Genomic DNA, 21688 nt, shown 5'->3' on the forward strand with positions numbered 1-21688 from the left:
TCTCCCGCCCTCAGTTGGATTTGAGCTGCCAGGCCGGCTGCACCTGCGCCGCCCGCCAGGTCGGATAGAACGCGGCCACAACCGTGGCCAGCACGGCCACCAGCAGCGACAACGCCACCAGCGAGAGATCCAGATGCGCCAGCCGCGCGATCTGTGGCTGGAACACCAGGCCTACGCCCAGCATCCCCGCGCCGGTCAGCAGTACGCCGAGCGCGCCGCCGGTCAGGCCGACCATGCCGGCCTCCGCCAGGAACTGGCGGTAGATGTCGCCGCGCGACGCGCCAAGTGCGCGGCGCACGCCGATCTCCGACGAGCGACGCATGAACTTGGCCAGCAGCAGGCCGACGGTGTTGACCAGGCAGATGGCAAAGAAGCCCAGTGCGATCACCAGCGAGATGCGACTCTCCGGCGGCACAGCACGCTGGTAGCTCAGCCAGTCGTTGACGTCGCGCAGCCGTACATTCGGCGCCCAGGCGAAACGGCCGGCGCGGCGCATGTCTTGGGCATACGACACCAGGAACTGGTGATAGGCGGCCACGTCAGCCGCGCTGTCCAGCTGCACCCAGGGGCTGATCCACACGCATTCCCCGCGTAACCAGCCCTCGCGGCCGACGCCGCGCTTGCCGTCGCTGCCGCAATTGTTGTTGCCATAGGTATCGACGCCGTGTTCCACCGCGAAATGGAACGGGATATAGACCTGCGACGGATCGGCGTAGGCATTGTTGCTGAACATGTCGAAGAACCGCGGCTTCGGATCCCACTCGTCGGCGACGCCGACAACGCGATAGGCCTGATCGTCCAGCACGATCTCGCGCCCGACGCTGTTTTCGCCGCCGAACAGCTTCTGGTTGAGCTTGCGGCTGATCACGGCCACCGCCGCGCGCGCCTCGTCATCGGCCGGACTCCAGGCGCCGCCGTACTGAAACGGCACGTCGAACATCGGGAAGAAGTCGCTGAGCGTGGCGTAGCCCACCGCCTTGAATGGAAGCCGGTTGGCCTGTTGCGGCATCACCGACGGACCGACCTGGAACAGCACGGTCTGGCGCGCGGCCCGGTGCGCCTTCATCAACGCCAGCGCGTCGGTATAGGTGATCGCGTTCGGCGGCTCGCCCTTCAGGTTGTACTGCGGCCCGCGGTTGTCGATCAGCGGCACGAACAACCGGGACGACTTCTGCGGAATCGGATCGCCCGACACGGCGCGGAACACCGCGTAGGTAATCATCGATGCCGCCACGCCGAAGCCGATCGCCATCACCATCAGTGCGGTCAGCACCGGGTTCTTGCGCAGGCTGCGGGCGCCGAGCCGCAGGTTGTGGACAAACATTCCGCTCATGAGTCTCTCTGCAACGGGGGTGTCGGGGCGAACGCGCTCAGACCGAGCGCGTGGCTTCCACCGGGGGAACCTTGGCGGCGCGCATCGCCGGCGCCAGCACGGCCGCCTGGCCGAGCAGCAGCAGCGCGATCACGCCGACCAGCACGTAGGTGACCGATAGCCGGGCCATCTCGAACTGCGTGACCATCCACAAGTTCAAGCCGATCGCCAGCCCCGCGCCGATCACCACGCCGGCCGCGCCGATCAGCAGATTCTCGGTGAGGAAATAGCTGAGGATGTCGCGCTTGGTGGCGCCCAGCGCACGGCGCACGCCGATCTGCTTGCGCCGCTGGCCTACCCAGAAGCTGGTCAGGCCGACGATGCCGGCGGCGGTAATCGCCAGCAGGATCACGCAGATCACACTCATCAGAATCGCCATGCCACGGTCGTTCTTATAGGCGTCCTCGCGCACCTTCTCGTAGGTGCGCACGGCGCGCTCGCCGGAGATCACCCGCATGCGGTTGGTCTTGAGCAGGGTCGCCTGCGCATTCTTCACCACGTCGTCGAGCTGGCCCGGCTTGGCGCGGATCAGATAGATGGTGTACGTGCCGGTGAGCTGGATCGGCAGCAGGGTGACATTCTCGACGAAGTCGTTGGACCAGGTACCGGACCACGGCACCTGCAGCTTGTTGACGATGCCGATGATGGTGCTGGGCGGTATGTCTTTGCCTGAGAGGTAGACCTGCTTGCCCAGCGCATCGCCCTTCGGATATAGCTTGTCGGCCAGCGCCTTGGTCACGATGATCTGCGGCGCCGAGCGGACGGCTTTCGGATCGGTATCGATCACTTCGTCGGGCGTGAAGTTGCGCCCCGCGATCAGCTGCGCGCCATAGACCCCCAGTGCATGCGCATCGGCGAAGTACAGTGCGGTCTGTGCAGCCGGCTTGCCTTCGTTCTTGGGCACCAGGCTCACGCCGGTGGACCAGCCGCCCCCGCGCAGGGGGAACGAATTGGTGGCGATCGCGTCCTGCACGCCCGGCGTCTGCCGCAGCGCCTGCAGGTCGGCCTTGATCATCGGTGCGGTGTCCTTGTCGTCCGCCGACACCCAGCGATTGGCGATAGCGAGCACATTGTGCTCGTCCATGCCGGAAGGCCGCGACAGGCGTTCCACGCGCTGCTGGATGATAAACAGCGCGTTGCACACGATCGCCAGAGTCAACGCGATCTGCATGGCGATGAGCAGCGTGCCGGCCTTGTGGCGTTTGAGCGCGGCGAGAATGGGCTTGATCTGCAGCATGGTCGTCGCCTCGTCAGTTGGACTTGAGCTGCCAGGCGGGCTGCACTTGCGCCGCACGCCAGGTCGGATAGAAGGCCGCGATCACCGTGGCCAGGATGGCCACCGCCAGAGTCAGCAGCACCAGCGGAATGTCGAGCTTGGCCAGGCGCGCCACCTGCGGATCGAAGATCAGCGAGATGCCGTACACGCCCACGCCCGTGAGCAGCAGACCCAGCACGCCGCCGGCCAGACCGACTGCGCCGGCTTCGATCAGGAACTGCGCGTAGATCTCTTTGCGCGAGGCGCCGAGGGCGCGGCGCACGCCGATCTCCGAGGAACGCCGCAGGAACTTGGCCAGCAGCAGGCCGATGGTGTTGACCAGGCAGATCACCAGAAAACCCAGCGCGACCAGCAGCGAGATCTTCGCCTCCGGCGGCACCACCTTCTGGAAATCCAGCCACTGCACCACATTGCGCAGGCGTACGTTAGGCGCCCAGCGGAAGCGGCCGGCACGCTGCTGCTCGGCGGCATAGCCGGTCAGCCACTGGCGATAGGTGTCCGCGGCTTCGCTCGTGGGCAGCTCGACCCAGTAGCCCAACCAGATGCATTCGGAGCGCAGCCAGTTGTCCCAGCCCGGGCCCGGATCCTGGTTGCAGTTGTTGTTGCCGTTGCTGGATGTCTTCAGCTCGATCATACGGGTGAAGGGAACGAACAGCTGCGTGGGGTCGTCGAAGCCGCCCGTATTCACCGCGTCGAAAAACAGCGGCTGCGGGTCCCAATGATCCATCACGCCGACCACGCGGTAGTTGCGGCCGTCCAGCGTGATATTGCGGCCCACGCTGTTTTCACCGTGGAACAGCTTTTCGTTGAGCTTCTTGCTGATCACCGCCACCGCCGCGTGCGCATCGTCTTCCGCCGCGGTCCAGCCGCTGCCGTAGAGGAAGGGAATGTCGAACATCGGGAAGGCGTCGGCATACACGGCGTAAGTGTTCTCGCGGAACGGCAGCTGGCTCGCATCGGCCGGCACGATCGACACGCCCGCCGGATAGAGCGCCGTCTGGCGGAAGGCCTTGTGCGCGCGCATCAGGCCTATGGCGTCGGTATAGCTCATCGCCGCCGGTGGCTCGCCATTGTTGCGCTGGGCATCCTCGGGGCCCCAGTTATCGATCTGCGGCACGTACAGCACCGAGGACTTCTGCGGAATCGGGTTGTTGGAGGTGGCGCGGAACACCGAGTAGGTGGTCATCGAAGCGGCGACGCCGAAACCGATCGCCATCACCATCAGGGCGGTGAGCAATGGGTTCTTGCGCAGACTGCGCAGGCCGAGCTGGAAGTAGTAGGCGAACATCGTGGCGTCCGTCGCAGGGGGAAAGGGCCTCCCGCCGGAGCGGGAGGCGGCCTTGGACTGGCTTGCGGTCAGGCCGGCGCGCCGGCGCGCGCCTGGTGCTGATGGAAGCGCGGGTCTTCCGACAGATCGACCACCTGGCCGTCGATCACATGCACGTTGCGCTGAGCACGCGTGGCCAGTTCCGGATCGTGGGTGACCATCACGATGGTGGCGCCTTCGCGATGGATTTCTTCCAGCAGCTCCATCACGCCGCGGGCCATCTGCGTGTCCAGGTTGCCGGTGGGTTCGTCGGCGAGCAGCAGGCGCGGCGAGCCGGCCAGCGCACGGGCGATCGCCACGCGCTGCTGCTGGCCGCCGGAGAGTTCCGCCGGGTAGTGCTTGGCGCGCGAGGCCAGGCCCACGCGCTCCAGGGCATCCATGATGCGCTGCTTGCGCTCGGGCGCCTTCATGCCGCGATAGCGCAGCGGCACTTCTACGTTGTCGAACACATTGAGGTCAGGAATCAGATTGAACGCCTGGAAGATGAAGCCGATCTTCTCGTTGCGGATCTTGGAACGGGCGTTGTCGTTGAGGTTGCTCACCTCCACGCCGTCCAGGTGGTATTCGCCGCCGGTGAAGGTTTCCAGCAGGCCGGCGATGGTGAGGAAGGTGGTCTTGCCGGAGCCGGACGGACCGGTCACGGCGACGAACTCGCCTTCCTTCACGTCGATGTTGAAGTCGCGCAGCGCGTAGGTCTCCACCACTTCGGTGCGGTAGACCTTGGACAGGTGGGTCATCTTGAGCATGGTTGTTTCGTCCTTCGGTGATGGAGCTGGTGAATTAGCGGCTGATGGCGACGCGCGCCGCGTTCTTGAAACTGTCGGTACCGGAGATCACGATGCGGTCGCCTTCTTTCAGGCCGTCGAGGATCTCCACCTTGTCGATGCTGCTGGCGCCGACGCGGATCGGGTGCTTCTCGGCGATGCCGTCGCGCACGATGTAGGCATACGCGCCGCCGGATTCGTCGACGAAGGAACCGCGCTGCACGGCCAGCACGTTGTCGCGCTTGTCGAGCAGGATGCGCACGGACAGACGCTGGTTCTGGCGCAGCTGCTTGGGCGTGTCGCCTTCGAAGCGCAGGCGCGCAGCCACTTCACCGTTCACCACTTCGGGCGAGATGGCGCTGACCAGGCCCTTCCAGGTATTGCCGTTACCGCTGATCTCGCCGCCCATGCCGATGCCCAAGTCGCGGGCGAAGCTTTCCGGTACCTTCATTTCGACTTCCAGCTTGGACAGGTCGATCACGCTCAGCAGCTGGGCGTCCTTGGCGACGGTGGCGCGCTCGGCGATGAACAGCTGGCCGACCTGGCCGTCCACCGGCGACTTCACGTTGAGGTCGTCGACCTGGCGCTGCAGGTCCTTCACCAGCAACACTTGGCGGTCGTGTGCGAGCTTCTTGGACTTGATGTCGAAGTCGAGGCTGGCGCCGTCGTTGGCGAGGTCGGCCTTGGCGTGCTCGACGGTGATGCGCGCCTTCTCCACTTCGTCCTTGGCCTTGTCCACGTTCATGCTGGGCACGGCGCCTTGGGTGAAGGCCTTCTGGTAGCGCTGCAGGTCGCGCTGCGAGCTGGTCTGGTCGATGGTGGCGTTGTCGTAGGCCTTCTGCAGTTCGCCGCGCTTCTTCTTCGCATCGATCTGCGAACGCAGGAAGTCCACTTCCATCGCGTCGGCCGCGCTCTGTTCCTGCGCGAGCTTGTTGGTCAGCTCGGGACTGTCGATGGTGGCCAGCACCTGGCCCTTCTTCACCACGTCGCCGGCATGCACCTTCAGCGTGACCGCGCCGCCGGACGTGGCGTACAGGGTCGGGCTCACCGCGGCGACCACCTTGCCCTCGGCGGCGATGTCGCGCACGAACAGGCCGCGCTCCACGGTGCCGAAAGCCAGGCGCGAACCGCTGACCGAGGCGTCGGCGGAGAACAGGCGGCCGGCCTGCGGCAACACCAAGGCGAGCACGGCCACCACGGCCACGCCGGCCCCAATGACGATGGCCCGGCGCTTGCGGCTGGGCTTGACCTCGACCAGGCGGTCTTGAGCAGAGGTATCGCGAATCATCGATCGGTCCTTCGGCCACGCACATGCGCGGCCCCTGGACCGATATCAGCAAGCGGCGTGCCAAGCCGCGCGCCTGCAAATTCGCTCTATTTTTCAGTGGGTTGGAAAGAGCGTCCGCGGCGGATGGGCTGTCCGCGGACAGCGGCACGGACAGGCGGACAAGTGTCCGGACAGACGCGTCCGCCGGCTCAATCCAGGCGGGCGAACGCCAGCGCCTCGGCCCGTGCCACTTCCCGCGCGATGTCGTGACCGAGCGCCGAGAGCCGCGCGGCATCCCTGCCGCCGAGCACATCCATCTGGCCCAGGCGCCGCTGCGTGAAATGCAGCAGACGCGCGCCGGCGGCGCGGAACGGCCGCTGCACGCGATGGAAGACTGGTGCGTTCTCCGGCGTTGCGGCGCAAAGCAGGACGTCCCAGGCGAGGTAGTCGGTGTCCGGCAACAGGTGCAGGCGCGCGCGCAGGCGCCCTGCCGCGTCCACGCATTCGAGCCATTCGCGGGGACCGTCCACGCCGATCACACAGGACGCGAGCAACCAGTGCGTGTGCAGCAGCGGCGCGAGGTCTTCGCTTTCGGCCAGCCAGCCGCGCGCCGGATGATCGGGCGACCCGTCGCTGCGCATCGGCAGATAGAGCACCGTACCGAGCAGCGGCAGGCGCGAAGCCAGCGACGCCGGCGCGATACGCAGCCAGCGTGGCTGGCACGACGGCGCGAAGGCATGCGGACAGACCGCGGCGAGGGTATGGGCCAGCCAGCCGAACATGGCGCGCTCCTTGAAGAGGAGACCTTGGCTGGCGCGATGCGGGGAGCACGGCGCAACGCTGGCGACAGGCCTTGAGGAAAGTTGAAGAGTGCCGGCGGACGGCCGGCGGCAAGCGGCTTACTTGGTGAGGATCAGTTTGTCGTTGCGGGTGAGCCGCAGGTGGTACTCGCTGCCCTCGTGGGTGATCACCAGCTCGCGCTCGCCGGCCAGCAGGGCCTGACTGGAGACGCGGCGAGCCGAGGGCGCGGGTGAGGCCTGGGGTTTCAGGCGCAGCAGGCCGAGAGGACGAAGGTCGGCCGACTGGGGCAAGGCGGCAGGGTTGGACATGATGAGCGGACTCCGCATGGGTCAGAGGCGGAGTTGATGATAATCGTTCTCATTTACGTGTCAACCACCCGGTGCGGCGTGAGGCGGGGTGAGCCAACGGCGAACCCTGACGAACCCTTGCACGCTATCGCCGCGTTGGGGTTCGCCGCGCTCACCCCAACCTGCGCGGGCGGGTGGTGGGCCTGCCTCAGGCCACCGCCTGCTCGATCCGCGCCACCACCTCCGGCGTCAGCTGTGGCAGCAGCTCCAGCGCGTCGAGGTTGTGCTCCAGTTGCTCCAGCCGGCTCGCGCCCAGCATCACTGTGGACACCTGCGGGTTGACCAGACACCAGGCCACCGCGAGCTGCGCCTGGCTCGCGCCCAGCTCCGCCGCGATCGGGGCGAGCCGGCGCACCTTGGCAATGCGCTCGCCGCCCTCCTCCAGCACCGCCTTGCGCAGCCATTCGTAGCCCGGCTGCGCAAGGCGCGCGCCATCGGGTACGCCGTCGTTGTACTTGCCGGTCAGCAGGCCAGAGGCCAGCGGCGACCAGATCGTGGTGCCCATGCCGAAGTCGCGGTACAGCGAGGCGTATTCCTTTTCCACACGCTCGCGGTGCAGCAGGTTGTACTCGGGCTGTTCCATGCTCGGTGCGTACATATGGTTGTCCCGCGCCACGCGATGCGCTTCGGCGATCAGCGCGGCCGGCCATTCGCTGGTGCCCCAGTACAGCACCTTGCCCTGGCGCACCAGCGTGTCCATCGCAGCGACGGTTTCCTCCACCGGCGTATCCGGGTCGGGGCGATGGCAGAAGTACAGGTCCAGGTGCTCCACGCGCAGGCGCTGCAGCGCCTGGTGGCAGGCTTCGAGCACATGCTTGCGCGACAGGCCGCGCTGCGTCGGCAGCGGGTCCTGGCGCGCGCCGAAATACACCTTGCTGGATACGCAGTAGCTGTCGCGCGGAAAACGCAGGTCCGCCAGCACGTCGCCCATCAGCGTCTCGGCGACACCGTGGTTGTACACCTCGGCGTTGTCGAAGAAATTCACGCCGCGATCGTGCGCCATGGCGAGCATGTCGCGCGCGAGCGAACGGCCGACCTGCTGGCCGAAGGTGACCCAGGCGCCGAAGGACAGCGCGGAAAGCTGCAGGCCGCTCTTGCCGAGCCGACGATATTGCATGGGGATCTCCCGCGGAATGGAATCGCGCGAGCATGCCAAGAGCGCCCGGCCATCGTCCATGGGCGCGGCATGAAGAATGTTTCAGGTGAGCGGCCCCATCACACGGCAAGCGGTCTTGACCGCACGGCCGCACCCTGGACACTACGCCGACCCTTCCCGCGAACAGGCCTGTCCATGAGCAATTCCCGCGGCGCCCTCGCCACGTGGCGGAAACTTTCCCGGCTTCCGGCCGGCGCCTGGCTGTTCTCGCGCCTGATCTGCCTGAAGGCGCCCTACTTCGGCAGCATCCGCCCGCGCTTCGAGGAACTGCGCCCCGGCCTTTGCCGCATCCGCTTCGCCAAGCGCCGCGCGGTGCTCAACCATATCGGCACGGTGCATGCGATCGCGATGTGCAATCTCGCCGAACTGGCCGGCGGCACCATGACCGAAGTGACCATCCCGCCGACGCATCGCTGGATTCCCAAAGGCATGACGGTGGAGTACCTGAAGAAGGCCACCACGGATGTGGTCGGCGTCGCCGAGCCGCTGCTGCCTGAGGTTGGCGCCGAAGCGGCCGACTACCCGGTGCGGGTGACGGTGACCGACGCCAGCGGCGAAGCGGTGTTCCGCGCAACGATCACCATGTGGGTCAGCCCCAGGCGCTGACGCTCAACGCAGCCACATCAGTCCGACGCCGAGCACGATCGCGGCGAACACGCCGGCCACGACATCGTCGACCATGACGCCCAGGCCGCCCTTGAGGCGCCGGTCCAGCCAGCTGATCGGCCAGGGCTTGGCCACGTCGAACAGGCGGAACAGCACGAAGCCGACGGCCACCGCCCACCACGGCGCGAGCAAGGCCGGCAGCAGCGCGATCCACTGCCCGACGAATTCGTCCCACACCAGGCTGCGGTGATCGTCCACGCCCAGCGCGCGGCCGGCGACGGTGCAGGCCCACACGCCGAGCACGAAGGCCAGCGCGATCGCCAGCAGGTACAGCGGCAACGGCAGCTGCCGCAGCAACAGCCACGGCAGCAACGCGGCCAGCGAACCGAACGTGCCCTGCGCCTTGGGCGCCAGGCCGGACCCGAAACCGCAGGCGATCCAGCCGGCCACGGAGGAGGTAAGAATGCGGCGCTGCTCGCCGGTGAGGATCTTCTTGTCGCTCATGCGGCGAAATGATCCCAGCCCGCGGGCGTCGCTTCCAGCCAGGCGCCATCGTCGCCGCGTACGTGTACACCCTCGCCTTCCACGATGCGGCCGATCCGCGTGGCACCGCAGCCCAGGCGCGCGAGATCAGCCTGCACCTCCGCCGCGCGCGCGGCGGGCACGGTGAAGCACAGCTCGTAGTCGTCGCCGCCACCCAGGGCGAAATCGCGCGCCGTGGCGTCGTCGAACAACGCCAGCAGCGCGGGCGAACGCGGCAGCAGCGCGCTTTCGATCTCCGCGCCGACGCCGCTGGCCGTGCAGATATGGCCGAGATCGGCGACCAGGCCGTCCGACACGTCCAGGCACGCACTGGCCCGCTCGCGCAGCGCCAGCCCGGCGGCCACGCGCGGCATCGGGCGATGCAGCCGCTCCACCAGCCCGGCCGCCTGGGCACCCTCCGCGCCGCCGTGCTGCAACAGGTACAAGCCCGCGGCCGCATCACCGAGCGTGCCGGTGACCATCACCACATCGCCGGGCTTCGCGCCATCTCGGCGCAAAGCCTTGCCGGGCGGCACGAAACCATGCACCGCCACGCTGATGGCCAGCGGACCGCTGGTGGTATCGCCGCCGACCAGCGCCAGCCGATGCGGCTGCGCCAGCTGCGCAAAGCCTTCGGCGAAGGCCTCGACGAAATGCCGCTGCGCATCCGCCGCGCCGCCGCGCGGCATGGTCAGTGCCAGCAGGGCCCACGCCGGCGTGGCGCCCATCGCGGCGAGGTCGGACAGGTTCACCGCCAGCGCTTTCCAGCCCAGATCCGCCGGTGCCGTATCGCGCAGGAAGTGCACGCCCTCGACCATGGTGTCGATCGCCACGGCCAGTTCCTGCCCCTCCGGCACGGCCAGCACCGCGGCGTCGTCGCCGATGCCCAGGCGTACGTCGTCGCGCCCCTGCGCGGTGCGCTCGCGGATGCGGTCGATCAGGCGGAATTCCATGCAGTACCTGCTACGTCGAAAAACGCGGCAAGCAGAGCATCCGCATTCGCTTCGCGCAAGCGCCGCCCCTGCCGGTGGTCATGCAGGCGGCCACTGGCCACATCGCTAGAATCCGGCCGATCACAGCCTGAGGAGATCCGCCCATGCACGCCCGCCGATCCTTGCTGTTGCGCGCCCTGCTCCCCGCCTGCGCCGTGCTGGCCGCCGCGCCATTGCAGGCGGCCACGCCCGAAGAACAAGCGGTGCTCGCGCCGTTCCAGGCCCTGCTCGACGGCATCGGCAAGCGCGACCACGAGATGATGCGCGCCGCCCTGCTGCCCGGCGGCATGATCACGCTCAAGCGCGACGACAAGATCAATCAGCTGCATTTCGATGCATTCATCGAGCGTATTCCCGCCACGGGCACGCAGAAGCTGGAGGAGCGTATCCACGATCCGCTGGTGCGCATCGACAATGATGTCGCGGTGATCTGGACGCCTTACGAGTTCCTGATCGACGGCAAGGTCGATCATTGCGGCACCGATATCGCGCACTTGGTGAAGCGCGACGGCAAATGGCTGATCGCGGGGATCGGGGATAACCAGCGCAAGGAGTGCGGTCAGGCCAAGTGATCTGGAGGCGGGCCGGGCACCGCCCGACCCGCGGATGTTCGCGTCAGCGCGCGAAGACGATCGTCGGCTCGCCGTGATAGGTGCTGCGCTGCCATTCGCGGAAGCCGGCCTTCTCTGCCACGCGGATGGAGGCGAGATTCGCCGGCGCGATGATGCACACGGCGCGCATGTGCGGCAGCTCGGCGGATGCCCACGCGGTCGCCGCCGCCACCGCCTCGCTCGCATAGCCCCGGCCATGCACGGCCGAGGACAGGATCCAGCCGAACTCCAGCATGCCCCCCAGCGACGGATCGAGTTCGCGCCGGAAATCGGCGAAGCCGATGTCGCCGACGTAGCGGCCGCCGTCTTTCTCTTCCACGGCCCAGTAACCGTAGCCCAGCATGCTCCACAGGCCACGCCATGACAGCATGCGCCGCCAGGTTTCCTCGCTGGAGAACGCACGCCCGCCGAGGAAGCGCGTCACGTCCGGATCGGACCACAACGCGGCACAGGCGGGATGGTCTTCAGGCCGATGCGCGCGCAGCCGCAGCCGCGCGGTCTCCAGCACCGGCACGTCAGGGGCCGGCGCTGCTGTCATCAGTACTTCTTCTCCACCGCGCGCAGCTGGGCGGCCAGCTTGTCCAGCACGCCGTTGACGTAGCTGTGGCCGTGATCGGCGCCGAAGCGCTTGGTCACTTCGATCGCCTCGTTGATGATCACGCGGTAGGGCACGTCCGGACGGTACTTGAGCTCGTACCCGGCCAGGCGCAGCGCGGCGCGCTCGATCGGGTCGATTTGCTCGATCTCGCGGTCGACATAGGGCTTGAGGCTTTCGTCGATGGCCTGGACGTTGCGCTCCACGCCGTAGAGCAGATCCTCGAAGTACTCCTGGTCGGCCACTTCCATGTCCTGCTCATGGCGGAACTGCTCGATGACCGCCTTCATATGGCTGCCGCTGAGCTGCCAGGCGTAGAGCGCCTGCAGCGCGCGGCGGCGGGCGCGCGAGCGCGCGGCCAGGTCGATGCCGTCGGTGCGCTGGTTCATCCCAGCTTCCCGTAGAGGTTGACCATTTCCAGCGCCGCGATGGCGGCGTCGGCGCCCTTGTTGCCGGCCTTGGTGCCGGAGCGCTCGATGGCCTGCTCGATATTGTCGGTGGTCAGTACGCCGAAGGACACCGGCACGCCAGAGCCGTAAGCCGACTGGGCCAGGCCCTTGGCGCATTCACCGGCCACGAAGTCGAAATGCGGGGTCGAGCCACGGATCACCGCGCCGAGCGCGATCACCGCCGCGTACTTGCCGGAGTTGGCCGCCTTGTGTCCGGCCAGGGCGATTTCCCACGCGCCGGGCACGCGGATCAGGTCGATCGCCTCGTCCTGTACGCCGTGGCGCACCAGCGCGTCGCGCGCGCCGGCTACCAGCGCCTCGACGACGAAGCCGTTGAAACGGCCGGCGACGATGGCGAAGCGGCCCTTGGGCGTGGAGAAATCGCCTTCGATGATGTTCATGGGTATGCGTTTCCTGGGGCGTACGGCCCGTGTGGGCCGGTCATTTTACGGGATTTGCGGCAGCGTGCCCGGATCGGGCCGGGACGCGGCCCCGGCCAGGTGGGGATAACCGCCGAAAGACAGGGTGGCCTCGCCGCCGGCCACGCGCAGGCGGGCCGCGGCACCGAACGGCAAGGTGAACTTGTCCGGCTCGTGGCCGAACGGCAGACCGCGCACCACCGGCACCCGAGCCGTGCGGCCGATCTGCTCGAACGCGGCGCCGAGGTCGTAGCCGTTGTCGTAGGCTGCCGGCCGGCACTGGCTGAAATGGCCCAGCACCAGCGCCCGCTGCCGGTCCAGCACGCCGGACAGGTGCAGCTGGTACAGCAGGCGTTCGATGCGGTACGGCGGCTCGCCCACGTCTTCGACGAACAGGATGCCGCCGTCGATACGCGGGAAGTAAGCCGTGCCGATCAGGCTGCACAGCACGGCGAGATTGCCGCCCCACAGCGGCCCTTCCACGTCCAGCTCGCCTTCGGTCGGCGTCGTCCAGATCGCGGTGGATTGCGGCGCCTCGACGGTGCTCCAGAAGTGCTCCCACATCAGCGGGTGCAGTTCCGGCGCACCGAAATCCGCGCCCAGCATCGGGCCGCCAAAGGTGATCAGGCCGCTTTGCGCATAGAGCGCCAGCTGGATCGCGGTGAAGTCGCTGTGCCCGACCAGCAGCGTGGCGGTATCGGCCAGGCGCTCGCGCAGAGCGCCGTAATCGAGGAGCTCCAGCAACCGCGTGGCGCCGTAGCCGCCACGAATAGCCAGGGCGATGTCCGGCAGATGGTCCGCGCTGGCCAGCGCGTTCAAATCGGCGGCGCGCTGTTCGTCGGAACCGGCGTAGCGCAGTTCGGCACGCTCGAGCACGTTCTGCCCTTCCAGCGTGCAACCGGCAGCATGCAGGCGTGCAATCGCGCGTTTCATCGCGGCGCGGTCATGGGGATAGCCGGAGGGAGCGATCAGGCGGATGCGGGTCATGAGTGGTCTGGCAGCAGGAGGCGAGCGTCGAGTATGCCCGGCGCGCCGTGGCCGCCGGGTGGCGGCGCACGGGCGCTGGTCTGCTCACACGTACTCGGCCACTTCGAGCCCGAATCCGCCCAGGCCCACCAGCTTGCGCGGCGTGCCGAGCACGCGCAGCCGCTGCACGCCGAGGTCAACGAGCATCTGGGCGCCCAGGCCGAGCTGGCGCCATTCCTGCTGCTGCGCTTCCTCCGGCGCCTGTGTCGCGGGCTGGCGGTTGAGACGGCGCAGCAGCGCTTCGGGCGTGTCTTCGCCGGAGAGCACCAGCAGCACGCCGCGGTTTTCGTCGGCGATGCGGCGCAGCGCGGCGGTGACGGTCAGGCCCAGGTCGTCGCGTTGCAGATGCAGCACGTCGGACAGCGTGTTGCGCACGTGCACGCGCGTCAGCACCGGCGCGCCGTCGTCCACCTTGCCGCGCACCAGCGCGAAGTGCAGGCCGCGACGGATGGCGTCGCGATAGGCCACCAGCTGGAACGGACCGAACTCCGTCTCCACCTGCTCCTCGTGCACGCGCTCGATGGTCTTCTCGGTCTCGAGGCGGTAGCGGATCAGGTCGGCGATCGTGCCGATCTTCAGGCCATGCTTGCGCGCGAACACTTCCAGCTCGGGGCGGCGCGCCATCGAGCCGTCTTCGTGCAGGATTTCGATCAGCACCGCGGACGGCTCCAGGCCGGCCAGCGCGGCCAGGTCGCAGCCCGCCTCGGTGTGGCCGGCGCGGGTAAGCACGCCGCCGGGCTGCGCGGTGAGCGGAAAGATATGGCCGGGCTGGGACAGATCCTGCGGCTTGGCATCCGATTTCACCGCCACCTGGATGGTGCGCGCGCGGTCATGCGCCGAGATGCCGGTGGTGACGCCTTCGGCCGCTTCGATCGAGACGGTGAAGTTGGTCTGGTAGGGCGACGTGTTGTCGCTGACCATCGGGCGCAGGCCGAGCTGGCGCGTGCGCTGCTCGGTGAGCGTGAGGCACACCAGGCCGCGCGCCTCGCGCACCATGAAGTTGATGTCCTCCGGCCGCACCATCTGCGCGGCCATGATCAGATCGCCTTCGTTCTCGCGGTCCTCGTCGTCGAGGATCACGACCATGCGGCCGGCGCGGATGTCTTCGAGGATCTCGGGGATGGTGTTGAAGCTCATGGGGATTCCTTGGAAAGCGCCGCCATCGAGGGGCGGCGCGAAATATCAGGCGAAACCGTGACGCTTGAGGAAATCCGCATCCAGCCGCGGCGAGCCTTCGCCGCTGCCGATCAGCCGCTCGATGTAGCGCGCCACCACGTCCACTTCCAGGTTCACCGCATCGCCCGGGCGCCGTGCCTGGAAGGCGGTGTGCTCGACCGTATGCGGAATCAGGTTCACGCCGAACTGATGGCCGTTGACTTCGTTGACCGTCAGGCTGGTGCCGTCGATGCAGATCGAGCCCTTGGCCGCGATGTAGCGCGCCAAGTTGGCCGGTGCCTCGAATACCCAGCGCAGCGAGCGCCCGTCCGGCGTGATCGACACCACTTTGCCCACGCCGTCGACGTGCCCGGAAACCAGGTGCCCGCCGAGACGGTCGGCCAGGCGCAATGCCTTTTCCAGGTTCACCGGATCGCCCGCCTTGTGCTTGCCCAGCGTGGTGAGCGACAACGTTTCGTTGGAGACGTCGGCGCTGAAGCCGCGCGGCTCCAGGGTCACTGCGGTGAGGCAGACGCCGGAGACGGCGATGCTGTCGCCCAGCTGGACGTCGGCGAGGTCGAGATCGGCGGTATCGACGTACAGGCGCACGTCGCCGCCGCGCGGTTCGAGCCGCGCGATGCGGCCCACGCTCTGGATGATCCCGGTGAACATCAGCGCACCTCCTGCGCGGAGGCGGCGGTGGAACGAATTGTGTGAGACATGAAACGTTTCCCGCGTCGATGAGTCTGCGAAAAACGCCCCAAGGCGCATGGCAGGCGCACGCCCGCGAAGGCGTCCGCCATACCGTCTTCTCTCATCCGGACTTTCCGGAAGTCCCCTCGCCCAATCGCGCGAAGGCTTCCGACCGTCGGCTCCGGCATCGGACCGGATCTGCTGACCTTCCCCCTGGGGGAGGAAGCGCTCGCGGGCTCGTGTCGTACGCCCTTGCGGGCCTCCTTCACCTACCGCCGGTGGGGAATCGCACCCCGCCCTGAAGACGTCGTTGTGGTGTTCGCCGGGTTGCCCCGGCCGCGGGAGTCTAGCACCGGCAGGCGTTTCCCGGCGCGCACGCTGTGTCCGCCTACGGCGCCGCCGGTCGTGCGAGCCCGGCCGCCAGATAGTCGATCAAGGCACGCAGCGCCGGCGCCCGATCCGCGCCCGGCAACCAGACCAGCTGGATCGGCGAGGTGCTTATCTCCCACTCCGGCAGCACCCTGACCAGCTTGCCGCGCGCGACCAGGGCATCGGCCATGTAATCACCCTGGATGCCGATGCCGACGCCGGCCAGCAGCGCTTCGCGCGTCGCTACGGAGTCGTTGCAAGTGAGCACCGGATCGATTCGTACCGAACGCCGGCGGCGCCCCTGGCTGAATTGCCACAGCGTCCCCGTGCGCAGGCCGCTGAACGCGACGCAGCGCTGCGCCTTCAGTTCCGCGGGATCCGTCAGCGCGGGCGCCGCGGCGAGATACGAAGGCGATGCGCACAGATAGCGGCGCATGCCGTCGACGCGCCGTGCCACCAGCTGCGCATCGGCCAGCCGGCCCACGCGCACGGCCAGATCGATGCGGCCGGCGACCAGGTCGGCATACGCATCGTCGTACACCGCCTCGATGCGGATGCGCGGATGCCTGGCCATGAAACGCGCCAGCAGCGGCGCGACGCGCAGGCGGCCATAGGAGGCTGGCAGATTCAGGCACAAGCGTCCGGCCGGATCACCGCTGCGCGGCCGCAGGTCCGCGGCCAGGTCGAGCATCACCGCATCCAGCCGCTCGCAATGTGCCAGCAGTTGCTCGCCGCGCGGCGTCAGCGTCATGCGGCGCGTGGTGCGCAGGAACAGCTTGCCGCCGACGGCCGCTTCCAGCGAAGCGATGCGCCGGCTCAGTACCGATGGCGTGCAGCCGGCCTCATGCGCGGCGCGGGAGAAGTTGAGCCGCCGCGCCGCGATGGCGAAGCCGCGCAGCTCGCGCAGGCGGTTCGGGGTGAGCTCGAACGATTGATTCATAGCGCGAACAAAAGATGTGCGATATCGATGGATTATCACCTTTCGACGCGAAGGTCACCATGGTGCCATCTTCCCCGTCGAGGCATCGCCATGCGCACCTATCAGCTCTCCGCTTTCGGCCTCTCCGGCCTCACCCTCACCGACCAGCCCGCGCCGCGCCCCGGCCCCGGGCAGGTGCTGGTGAAGATGGAAGCGGCCTCGCTCAACTTCCGCGATCATCTGATGCTCAACGGCCAGCTGTACCGTGACGTGCCGCTGCCGATGGTGCCGGTCTCCGATGGCGCCGGCACGGTGCTGGAGGTCGGCGACGGCGTCACCCGCTTCAAGCCCGGCGACCGCGTCACCACGTTCTACAAGGCGCGCTGGCTCGCCGGCGCGATGCGCCCCGAGTGGGAAAGCGCCGACCTCGGCGGTCCGGGGCCCGGCGCGATGCGCGAGCTGGCTTGCTATGACGCTTATGCGCTGGCGCGTGCGCCATCGCACATGACTGCCTTGCAGGCCGCCACACTTCCGATCGCCGCGCTCACCGCGTGGACTGCGCTGGAACAGGCCCGCCTCACCACCGGTCAGAGCGTGCTGTTGCTGGGTACGGGCGGCGTGTCGCTGTTCGCCCTGCAGCTGGCGAAAGCGCGCGGCGCGAAAGTGATCCTGCTGTCGTCCAGCGATGAGAAGCTGGCACGCGCCAAGGCCCTGGGCGCCGATATCGGCGTCAACTACGCAAAGCTGCCCGAATGGAGCGCGGCGGTGCGTGAAGCGAATGGCGGACGCGGCGTGGACGTGGTGGTCGAAACGGTCGGCGCTTCGACCTTCGCGCAATCGGTGGAGGCGACGGCGATGCACGGCTTCATCGGCATCGTAGGATTCATGGGCGGACGCGAGGCTTCATTTCCCTTGGTGTCGGCGATCCTAAAGCGCGTGCATCTGCAAGGCATTTCCGTCGCCTCGCTCGAGGAACACGAGCGCATGGTCGAAGCGCTGGAAGCGATCCGGCTGGCACCGGTGCTGGATGCGGTCTACGGCTTTGGCGAACTGCATGAGGCGTTCGAGCAGCTCGCCGCCGGCAAGCACTTCGGCAAGATCGGCATCGATTTCACGAAGTGAAGCCGAGGGTCATTCCGGCGCAGGCCGGAATGACGCGCAGCCGAGCGCGTTACTCGCCGATCACCTGCCCCGTCTTTCGTCGGTACGCGCGCAGCACCTGGTCCATTACCCAGCTGGTGCGCGCGCCGCTCTCGGCGGTCGACGGACAGACGCCCTTTTCGCCGCGCAGCTCGCGCACGATGGTCTCGATCAGCGGCTGCTGGATATGTGCGGGATTGGCCACGCGGTGCTCGCGCAGGCCATCCTTCGTCTCCACCACGATCGGCCCGTCGCCGAACGTCGCAAAGCGCATGCTGCCGCGATCGCCGATCACTTCGATGCAGTCGTGGTGCTTGTAGCTGTCGAAGTTCCACAGGCCCGTGCCGAGCACGCCGCTGTCGAAGGCGAAGGACATCGCCACCGTGTCCTCCGGCGGATAGGCGCCCAGCTGATTGCCGGCACGCCCTTCGGCCGACACGATCGGCCCGAACAGCCAGTCGAGGATGTCCAGCGTGTGGCAGCCGATGTCCATGAACACGCCGCCGCCGGAGATCGCGGGCACCACGTGCCAAGGCAGATTCTGGCGGTCGTGATAGCGCGGATGGTGCGGTTCGTAGAGCACGCTGTTGACGATGCGCGGCGCGCCGATGACGCGCTCGTCGAACAGCAGCTCGCGCACTTTGTGGAAGCGCGGCAGCATGCGGCGGTAATACGCCACGAAGACCGCCACGCCCGCTTCGCGTCCCGCGCGCAGGATCGCCTCGCATTCAGCGTGGTCCAGCGCCATCGGCTTTTCCACGTACACCGGCTTGCCGGCGGCGATGCTCATCAGCGCGTACTGCTTGTGCGTGGACGGCGGCGTGGCCACATAGACCGCATCCACCTCCGGATCGGCGATCAGCGCAGCCGCATCGTCATACCACCGTGGCACCCCATGGCGCTGCGCATAGTCGCGCGCCTTGTCGCCATCGCGGCGCATCACCGCTACCAGCGCAGAGTGCGGCGCCTTCTGGAACCCCGGGCCGCTCTTAACCTCGGTGACGTTGCCGCAACCGATGATGCCCCAACGGATGACCTGCGTTTCGCTGCTCATCGGATCTCGAATTCCTTGCGGATGAATTGCTGGTGCCAAGCGTGGTACTGGTCCACTTCCGGATGGCGCGCGCGCTCGGCGATATGGTCTTCCAGCGCCGCGCGCACGACGGACTCCAGACTGGCCAGATAGTCCGGCGTGTATTGGCGATGGTCGAGCACGCCGAAGTGGCAGGTCGGCGCATGCCGCTTCGAATGGAAGCCCAGGTGGATGGTGATGCGCGGCTGCGCCAGCACGCCACCGTAGCCGCGGTGCACGGCGTAGTTGTTGTAGAACACTGCCTGCCCCGGTTGCAGCACCAGTTGCAGGCCTTGCTCCAGCTCGGGCTGCGCATCGACCGGCGCGATGCGCGGATCGTCGCCGAACAAGCGCCGCTCGGCCTCGTCCAGCGGCCGGCGATGGCTGCCCGGCACCAGCCACAGGCAGGGGTCCGGGGTGAGCGGGATGTTCACCTGCACGTAGTTGTAGTGGTACGCGTCGCTGAACCAGTGCGGGTCGATCTGATCGTCCGGGACCTGCATCAGGTCACGGTGCCAGCCCTGGCGATAGTCCACGCCGGCGTCCGCGCAGAACAGCGAGGCGCCGTCGATCACGATGTCCTCGCCGAGCAGATCGGCGGCGATGGCGCGCAAGGCCGGATGGCAGATCACATCCTGGATCGCGCGCACCTCCTTGCCGGGCTGCAGGAACTGCAGGTTCATCATGCGGCCGCGCTCGCCACGTTCGGCGCGCGTGGCTTCCACGCCGGCCGCATAGCGCGCGACGTCGTCCGCATCGAGCGCATCGCGGATCACGTAACCCTGGGTACGGAACTGTTCGCGCTCCGCTGCGGTGAGCATGCCGCGCACTCCTTCACTTCTCTGACGACAGGCGCCCGCGGCGCCAGGTCGGCGATTCTGGGTGCCCCTTCTGGAGCGGTCAAATGTGCTTCAAGCCGGGCGCAGGCGCAGGCGCAGGTCCTGGCCGAGCAGACGCTGGTCGATCAGCTTGAGGTTCCAGCGCGCGCCCATGTCCTCGAGCGCGGGCAGATGCAGCAAAGGCCGCGCGCTGTCGCCCAGCAGCAGCGGGGCGACATAGATCAGCAGTTCGTCCGCCAGCCCCTGCGCAAGCAGTGCGCCGCACAGCGTGGGACCGGCTTCCACGTGCAGCTCGTTGCAACCGCGCGCGGCGAGCATCGCCAATACGTCACGCAGGTCCAGTCCGTCGCGTTCCGGTTTCACCACGGCGCGCTCCACGGTCGCCAGATGCGCCGGCACGGCTGCGTCGGGAGCATGCAGCAGCAGCGTGGGTACCGCATCGTCCAGTACGTGGCTGCCGGCTGGCGTGCGCAGCGCGCGATCCAGCACGACGCGCAACGGCGGCGCGAAGGCCTCGCCTGCAGGCAGGCGCACGGTCAGCTGCGGATCGTCCGCCAGCACCGTGCCGCTGCCGGTGAGAATCGCCGAACTGCGCGCGCGCCAGCGTTGCACATCGGCGCGCGCGGCCTCGCCGGTGATCCATTTGGATTCGCCATTGGCGAGCGCGGTGCGGCCATCCAGGCTCATCGCCAGCTTCACGCGCACCCACGGACGACCGCGCTCGAAACGGCTGAAGAAACCGACATTGAGCTCGCGCGCTGCATCGCGCATCAGCCCGGAGGCCACCTCGATGCCGGCGTCGCGCAACTTGCCGATGCCGCGCCCGTCCACTTGCGGGAAGGGATCCTCCGCGGCGACCACCACCCGCGACACGCCGGCCGCGACCAGCGCATCGGCGCAAGGCGGCGTGCGGCCGTAGTGCGCGCAGGGCTCCAGCGTGACGTAGGCGGTCGCGCCGCGCGCCTGCTCGCCGGCGGCGCGCAGGGCAAACACTTCGGCATGCGGCTCGCCGGCGCGCGGATGAAAGCCTTCGCCCACCACGCGATCGCCATGCGCGATCACGCAGCCCACGCGCGGATTGGGCTGTGTGGTGAACAGCCCGCGCTCGGCCAGGCGCAGGGCCTGCGCCATCAGGGCGTGGTCGATGGGCGAAAAGCTGGCGGTCATGGCCGTCCTCTTGCGGTGGGACGGCACAGTCTATCGGTGCCTGCCCGGCGCGGCTCGCTCAGCGCCGTTCGTAATGCCCGGTGACGCCCTGCCCCAGGTGGGCGGTGAGACGGCCGGGGGCCAGCACTTCCAGCTCCATGCGCCGGAATACCGGCGTCGATGCGGCATAGCGATCCTCGCTGGCGCCATCGCTGCCGACGAGGAACAGGCGCCGGCCATCTTCCTCGTTATCGAACCAGCGCGCCGGCGCGGCTTCGCCCGGCATGGCCACGCCGATACGGCGCACCGCCGGCATGCCGGCGCGGGCGAAGCTCGCGCGGCCGTCGGGGCCGGCGGGCTGTCGCGCGCGATGGCCATCGGCGTACTCCAGCCACACCGGCGAGCCAGCCAGGGCGCGGGTCAGTGCCACCACGACGGTGTCGCCGGTGGCGCCCGCGTCGGCGTCCGTCGGCGGCACGGGCTGCATGCTTTCCGGACTGTTGCTGCCGTCGAGCGAGCGTCGCTTGACCAGGCGCAGCCCGGCCAGCGGCAGGCGGGCCGTCTCCAGCACGACCTGGCCGTCCTGGCGGCGCCAGCAGCCGTGCGCGCGCGCATCGGACGTACCGTAGGCGAGCAGGTATTCGAAGCGGCCGTCGGCCCGCAGCAGCAACTCGGAGCCGATTTCCTCGCCGTCGAGCACGTAGCGGCCGGCCAGCCCGGGGTCCGCCGGGCCGCAGCCCATGGCGGCCGCGTGGCCGGTGGCGAACAGAATCATCAGGGCGGCCGGGACGGCCTTCGACCAGAATGCGTGAACGCGCATGGTTC

General features: G+C 68.1%; 24 protein-coding genes and 1 riboswitch. Of the genes, 3 read left to right on the forward strand and 21 right to left on the reverse strand.

The genetic code is table 11. From position 1 onward, the window contains the following. Positions 1-10: 10 nt before the first annotated feature. The 8 genes from ACNR9O_RS16240 to ACNR9O_RS16275 all read right to left on the reverse strand — a co-directional run bounded on the left by ACNR9O_RS16240 (position 11) and on the right by ACNR9O_RS16275 (position 8271). Entirely contained in the window at positions 11-1324 is a 1314-nt protein-coding gene (locus ACNR9O_RS16240; protein ID WP_473700799.1) for an ABC transporter permease, read from the reverse strand. 46 nt (positions 1325-1370) lie between these two features. Then, on the reverse strand, positions 1371-2609 hold the full coding sequence (locus ACNR9O_RS16245) for an ABC transporter permease (protein ID WP_473686973.1): 1239 nt from the start codon (positions 2607-2609) through the stop codon (positions 1371-1373). A 13-nt stretch (positions 2610-2622) separates the two neighbouring features. After that, the gene (locus ACNR9O_RS16250; protein WP_473686971.1) at positions 2623-3936 is read right to left on the reverse strand and encodes an ABC transporter permease; all 1314 of its coding nucleotides are present in this window, start codon (positions 3934-3936) and stop codon (positions 2623-2625) included. A 68-nt stretch (positions 3937-4004) separates the two neighbouring features. Next, a complete protein-coding gene (locus ACNR9O_RS16255; RefSeq protein WP_473686969.1) occupies positions 4005-4721 on the reverse strand; it encodes an ABC transporter ATP-binding protein in 717 nt (238 codons plus the stop codon). 34 nt (positions 4722-4755) lie between these two features. Continuing rightward, complete coding sequence (locus ACNR9O_RS16260) at positions 4756-6027, reverse strand: efflux RND transporter periplasmic adaptor subunit (protein ID WP_473686967.1); 1272 nt, start codon at positions 6025-6027, stop codon at positions 4756-4758. Positions 6028-6215: 188 nt separating this feature from the next. Next, the gene (locus tag ACNR9O_RS16265) at positions 6216-6788 is read right to left on the reverse strand and encodes a hypothetical protein (RefSeq protein ID WP_473686965.1); all 573 of its coding nucleotides are present in this window, start codon (positions 6786-6788) and stop codon (positions 6216-6218) included. Between the two features lie 117 nt (positions 6789-6905). Next, positions 6906-7115 (reverse strand): hemin uptake protein HemP, encoded by a 210-nt coding sequence (hemP, locus tag ACNR9O_RS16270; protein WP_473686963.1) that lies wholly within the window; start codon positions 7113-7115, stop codon positions 6906-6908. Positions 7116-7302: 187 nt separating this feature from the next. Further along, positions 7303-8271, reverse strand: coding sequence for a potassium channel beta subunit family protein (locus ACNR9O_RS16275; protein WP_473686961.1), 969 nt, complete (start codon positions 8269-8271; stop codon positions 7303-7305). A 174-nt stretch (positions 8272-8445) separates the two neighbouring features. Between ACNR9O_RS16275 and ACNR9O_RS16280 the strand changes: the two genes are divergently transcribed. Continuing rightward, positions 8446-8916: a hotdog fold domain-containing protein gene (locus ACNR9O_RS16280; RefSeq protein WP_473686959.1), complete on the forward strand. Its 471-nt coding sequence runs from the start codon at positions 8446-8448 to the stop codon at positions 8914-8916. A 3-nt stretch (positions 8917-8919) separates the two neighbouring features. Here the strand turns inward: ACNR9O_RS16280 and ACNR9O_RS16285 are convergent, their stop codons facing one another. After that, positions 8920-9420, reverse strand: a complete 501-nt coding sequence (locus tag ACNR9O_RS16285; protein WP_473686957.1) for a phosphatidylglycerophosphatase A family protein — start codon at positions 9418-9420, stop codon at positions 8920-8922. Then, entirely contained in the window at positions 9417-10391 is a 975-nt protein-coding gene (thiL, locus tag ACNR9O_RS16290) for a thiamine-phosphate kinase (RefSeq protein ID WP_473686955.1), read from the reverse strand. Before thiL ends, ACNR9O_RS16285 begins: the two co-directional genes overlap by 4 nt. Positions 10392-10534: 143 nt before the next feature. Here thiL and ACNR9O_RS16295 point away from each other — a divergent pair, with 143 nt between their 5' ends. Further along, positions 10535-11002 carry a nuclear transport factor 2 family protein gene (locus ACNR9O_RS16295; RefSeq protein ID WP_473686953.1) on the forward strand — a complete coding sequence of 156 codons (468 nt, stop codon included), beginning with the start codon at positions 10535-10537 and terminating at the stop codon, positions 11000-11002. Between the two features lie 43 nt (positions 11003-11045). On the opposite strand, the gene ACNR9O_RS16300 is transcribed toward ACNR9O_RS16295, so the two are convergent. The 7 genes from ACNR9O_RS16300 to ACNR9O_RS16330 all read right to left on the reverse strand — a co-directional run bounded on the left by ACNR9O_RS16300 (position 11046) and on the right by ACNR9O_RS16330 (position 16687). Further along, the gene (locus tag ACNR9O_RS16300) at positions 11046-11579 is read right to left on the reverse strand and encodes a GNAT family N-acetyltransferase (protein WP_473686951.1); all 534 of its coding nucleotides are present in this window, start codon (positions 11577-11579) and stop codon (positions 11046-11048) included. Further along, on the reverse strand, positions 11579-12025 hold the full coding sequence (nusB, locus tag ACNR9O_RS16305) for a transcription antitermination factor NusB (RefSeq protein WP_473686949.1): 447 nt from the start codon (positions 12023-12025) through the stop codon (positions 11579-11581). Before nusB ends, ACNR9O_RS16300 begins: the two co-directional genes overlap by 1 nt. After that, a complete protein-coding gene (gene ribH / locus ACNR9O_RS16310) occupies positions 12022-12486 on the reverse strand; it encodes a 6,7-dimethyl-8-ribityllumazine synthase (RefSeq protein WP_473686947.1) in 465 nt (154 codons plus the stop codon). Before ribH ends, nusB begins: the two co-directional genes overlap by 4 nt. 45 nt (positions 12487-12531) lie before the next feature. Beyond that, complete coding sequence (gene ldcA / locus ACNR9O_RS16315; protein ID WP_473686945.1) at positions 12532-13491, reverse strand: muramoyltetrapeptide carboxypeptidase; 960 nt, start codon at positions 13489-13491, stop codon at positions 12532-12534. 84 nt (positions 13492-13575) lie between these two features. Then, positions 13576-14667 carry a bifunctional 3,4-dihydroxy-2-butanone-4-phosphate synthase/GTP cyclohydrolase II gene (gene ribBA / locus ACNR9O_RS16320; protein WP_473686943.1) on the reverse strand — a complete coding sequence of 364 codons (1092 nt, stop codon included), beginning with the start codon at positions 14665-14667 and terminating at the stop codon, positions 13576-13578. Between the two features lie 45 nt (positions 14668-14712). Continuing rightward, the gene (locus tag ACNR9O_RS16325; RefSeq protein ID WP_473686941.1) at positions 14713-15357 is read right to left on the reverse strand and encodes a riboflavin synthase; all 645 of its coding nucleotides are present in this window, start codon (positions 15355-15357) and stop codon (positions 14713-14715) included. 130 nt (positions 15358-15487) lie between these two features. Next, positions 15488-15688, reverse strand: a riboswitch (FMN riboswitch). Positions 15689-15766: 78 nt separating this feature from the next. Then, positions 15767-16687, reverse strand: a complete 921-nt coding sequence (locus tag ACNR9O_RS16330) for a LysR substrate-binding domain-containing protein (protein WP_473686939.1) — start codon at positions 16685-16687, stop codon at positions 15767-15769. Positions 16688-16777: 90 nt separating this feature from the next. On the opposite strand from ACNR9O_RS16330, the gene ACNR9O_RS16335 reads away from it, so the two are divergent. Continuing rightward, on the forward strand, positions 16778-17788 hold the full coding sequence (locus ACNR9O_RS16335) for a zinc-dependent alcohol dehydrogenase family protein (protein WP_473686937.1): 1011 nt from the start codon (positions 16778-16780) through the stop codon (positions 17786-17788). Positions 17789-17837: 49 nt separating this feature from the next. Here ACNR9O_RS16335 and ACNR9O_RS16340 read toward each other — a convergent pair whose 3' ends face one another. From ACNR9O_RS16340 to ACNR9O_RS16355, 4 genes are all read right to left on the reverse strand, one after another. After that, complete coding sequence (locus tag ACNR9O_RS16340) at positions 17838-18860, reverse strand: Gfo/Idh/MocA family protein (RefSeq protein WP_473686935.1); 1023 nt, start codon at positions 18858-18860, stop codon at positions 17838-17840. After that, complete coding sequence (locus ACNR9O_RS16345; RefSeq protein WP_473686933.1) at positions 18857-19699, reverse strand: phytanoyl-CoA dioxygenase family protein; 843 nt, start codon at positions 19697-19699, stop codon at positions 18857-18859. The genes ACNR9O_RS16340 and ACNR9O_RS16345 overlap by 4 nt, the downstream gene beginning before the upstream one ends. Positions 19700-19789: 90 nt before the next feature. Next, complete coding sequence (gene ribD, locus ACNR9O_RS16350; protein WP_473686931.1) at positions 19790-20884, reverse strand: bifunctional diaminohydroxyphosphoribosylaminopyrimidine deaminase/5-amino-6-(5-phosphoribosylamino)uracil reductase RibD; 1095 nt, start codon at positions 20882-20884, stop codon at positions 19790-19792. 58 nt (positions 20885-20942) lie between these two features. After that, positions 20943-21683, reverse strand: a complete 741-nt coding sequence (locus ACNR9O_RS16355; protein ID WP_473686929.1) for a hypothetical protein — start codon at positions 21681-21683, stop codon at positions 20943-20945. Positions 21684-21688 lie beyond the last annotated feature (5 nt).

Source organism: Dyella sp. CR10 (assembly GCF_055814425.1).

Bases quoted from the DNA above. Each gene is read 5' to 3' on its own strand.
- ACNR9O_RS16240 (WP_473700799.1), bottom strand. From the start codon at position 1,324: ATGTTTGTCCACAACCTGCGGCTCGGCGCCCGCAGCCTGCGCAAGAAC.
- ACNR9O_RS16245 (WP_473686973.1), bottom strand. From the start codon at position 2,609: ATGCTGCAGATCAAGCCCATTCTCGCCGCGCTCAAACGCCACAAGGCC.
- ACNR9O_RS16250 (WP_473686971.1), bottom strand. From the start codon at position 3,936: ATGTTCGCCTACTACTTCCAGCTCGGCCTGCGCAGTCTGCGCAAGAAC.
- ACNR9O_RS16255 (WP_473686969.1), bottom strand. From the start codon at position 4,721: ATGCTCAAGATGACCCACCTGTCCAAGGTCTACCGCACCGAAGTGGTG.
- ACNR9O_RS16260 (WP_473686967.1), bottom strand. From the start codon at position 6,027: ATGATTCGCGATACCTCTGCTCAAGACCGCCTGGTCGAGGTCAAGCCC.
- ACNR9O_RS16265 (WP_473686965.1), bottom strand. From the start codon at position 6,788: ATGTTCGGCTGGCTGGCCCATACCCTCGCCGCGGTCTGTCCGCATGCC.
- hemP (WP_473686963.1), bottom strand. From the start codon at position 7,115: ATGTCCAACCCTGCCGCCTTGCCCCAGTCGGCCGACCTTCGTCCTCTC.
- ACNR9O_RS16275 (WP_473686961.1), bottom strand. From the start codon at position 8,271: ATGCAATATCGTCGGCTCGGCAAGAGCGGCCTGCAGCTTTCCGCGCTG.
- ACNR9O_RS16280 (WP_473686959.1), top strand. From the start codon at position 8,446: ATGAGCAATTCCCGCGGCGCCCTCGCCACGTGGCGGAAACTTTCCCGG.
- ACNR9O_RS16285 (WP_473686957.1), bottom strand. From the start codon at position 9,420: ATGAGCGACAAGAAGATCCTCACCGGCGAGCAGCGCCGCATTCTTACC.
- thiL (WP_473686955.1), bottom strand. From the start codon at position 10,391: ATGGAATTCCGCCTGATCGACCGCATCCGCGAGCGCACCGCGCAGGGG.
- ACNR9O_RS16295 (WP_473686953.1), top strand. From the start codon at position 10,535: ATGCACGCCCGCCGATCCTTGCTGTTGCGCGCCCTGCTCCCCGCCTGC.
- ACNR9O_RS16300 (WP_473686951.1), bottom strand. From the start codon at position 11,579: ATGACAGCAGCGCCGGCCCCTGACGTGCCGGTGCTGGAGACCGCGCGG.
- nusB (WP_473686949.1), bottom strand. From the start codon at position 12,025: ATGAACCAGCGCACCGACGGCATCGACCTGGCCGCGCGCTCGCGCGCC.
- ribH (WP_473686947.1), bottom strand. From the start codon at position 12,486: ATGAACATCATCGAAGGCGATTTCTCCACGCCCAAGGGCCGCTTCGCC.
- ldcA (WP_473686945.1), bottom strand. From the start codon at position 13,491: ATGACCCGCATCCGCCTGATCGCTCCCTCCGGCTATCCCCATGACCGC.
- ribBA (WP_473686943.1), bottom strand. From the start codon at position 14,667: ATGAGCTTCAACACCATCCCCGAGATCCTCGAAGACATCCGCGCCGGC.
- ACNR9O_RS16325 (WP_473686941.1), bottom strand. From the start codon at position 15,357: ATGTTCACCGGGATCATCCAGAGCGTGGGCCGCATCGCGCGGCTCGAA.
- ACNR9O_RS16330 (WP_473686939.1), bottom strand. From the start codon at position 16,687: ATGAATCAATCGTTCGAGCTCACCCCGAACCGCCTGCGCGAGCTGCGC.
- ACNR9O_RS16335 (WP_473686937.1), top strand. From the start codon at position 16,778: ATGCGCACCTATCAGCTCTCCGCTTTCGGCCTCTCCGGCCTCACCCTC.
- ACNR9O_RS16340 (WP_473686935.1), bottom strand. From the start codon at position 18,860: ATGAGCAGCGAAACGCAGGTCATCCGTTGGGGCATCATCGGTTGCGGC.
- ACNR9O_RS16345 (WP_473686933.1), bottom strand. From the start codon at position 19,699: ATGCTCACCGCAGCGGAGCGCGAACAGTTCCGTACCCAGGGTTACGTG.
- ribD (WP_473686931.1), bottom strand. From the start codon at position 20,884: ATGACCGCCAGCTTTTCGCCCATCGACCACGCCCTGATGGCGCAGGCC.
- ACNR9O_RS16355 (WP_473686929.1), bottom strand. From the start codon at position 21,683: ATGCGCGTTCACGCATTCTGGTCGAAGGCCGTCCCGGCCGCCCTGATG.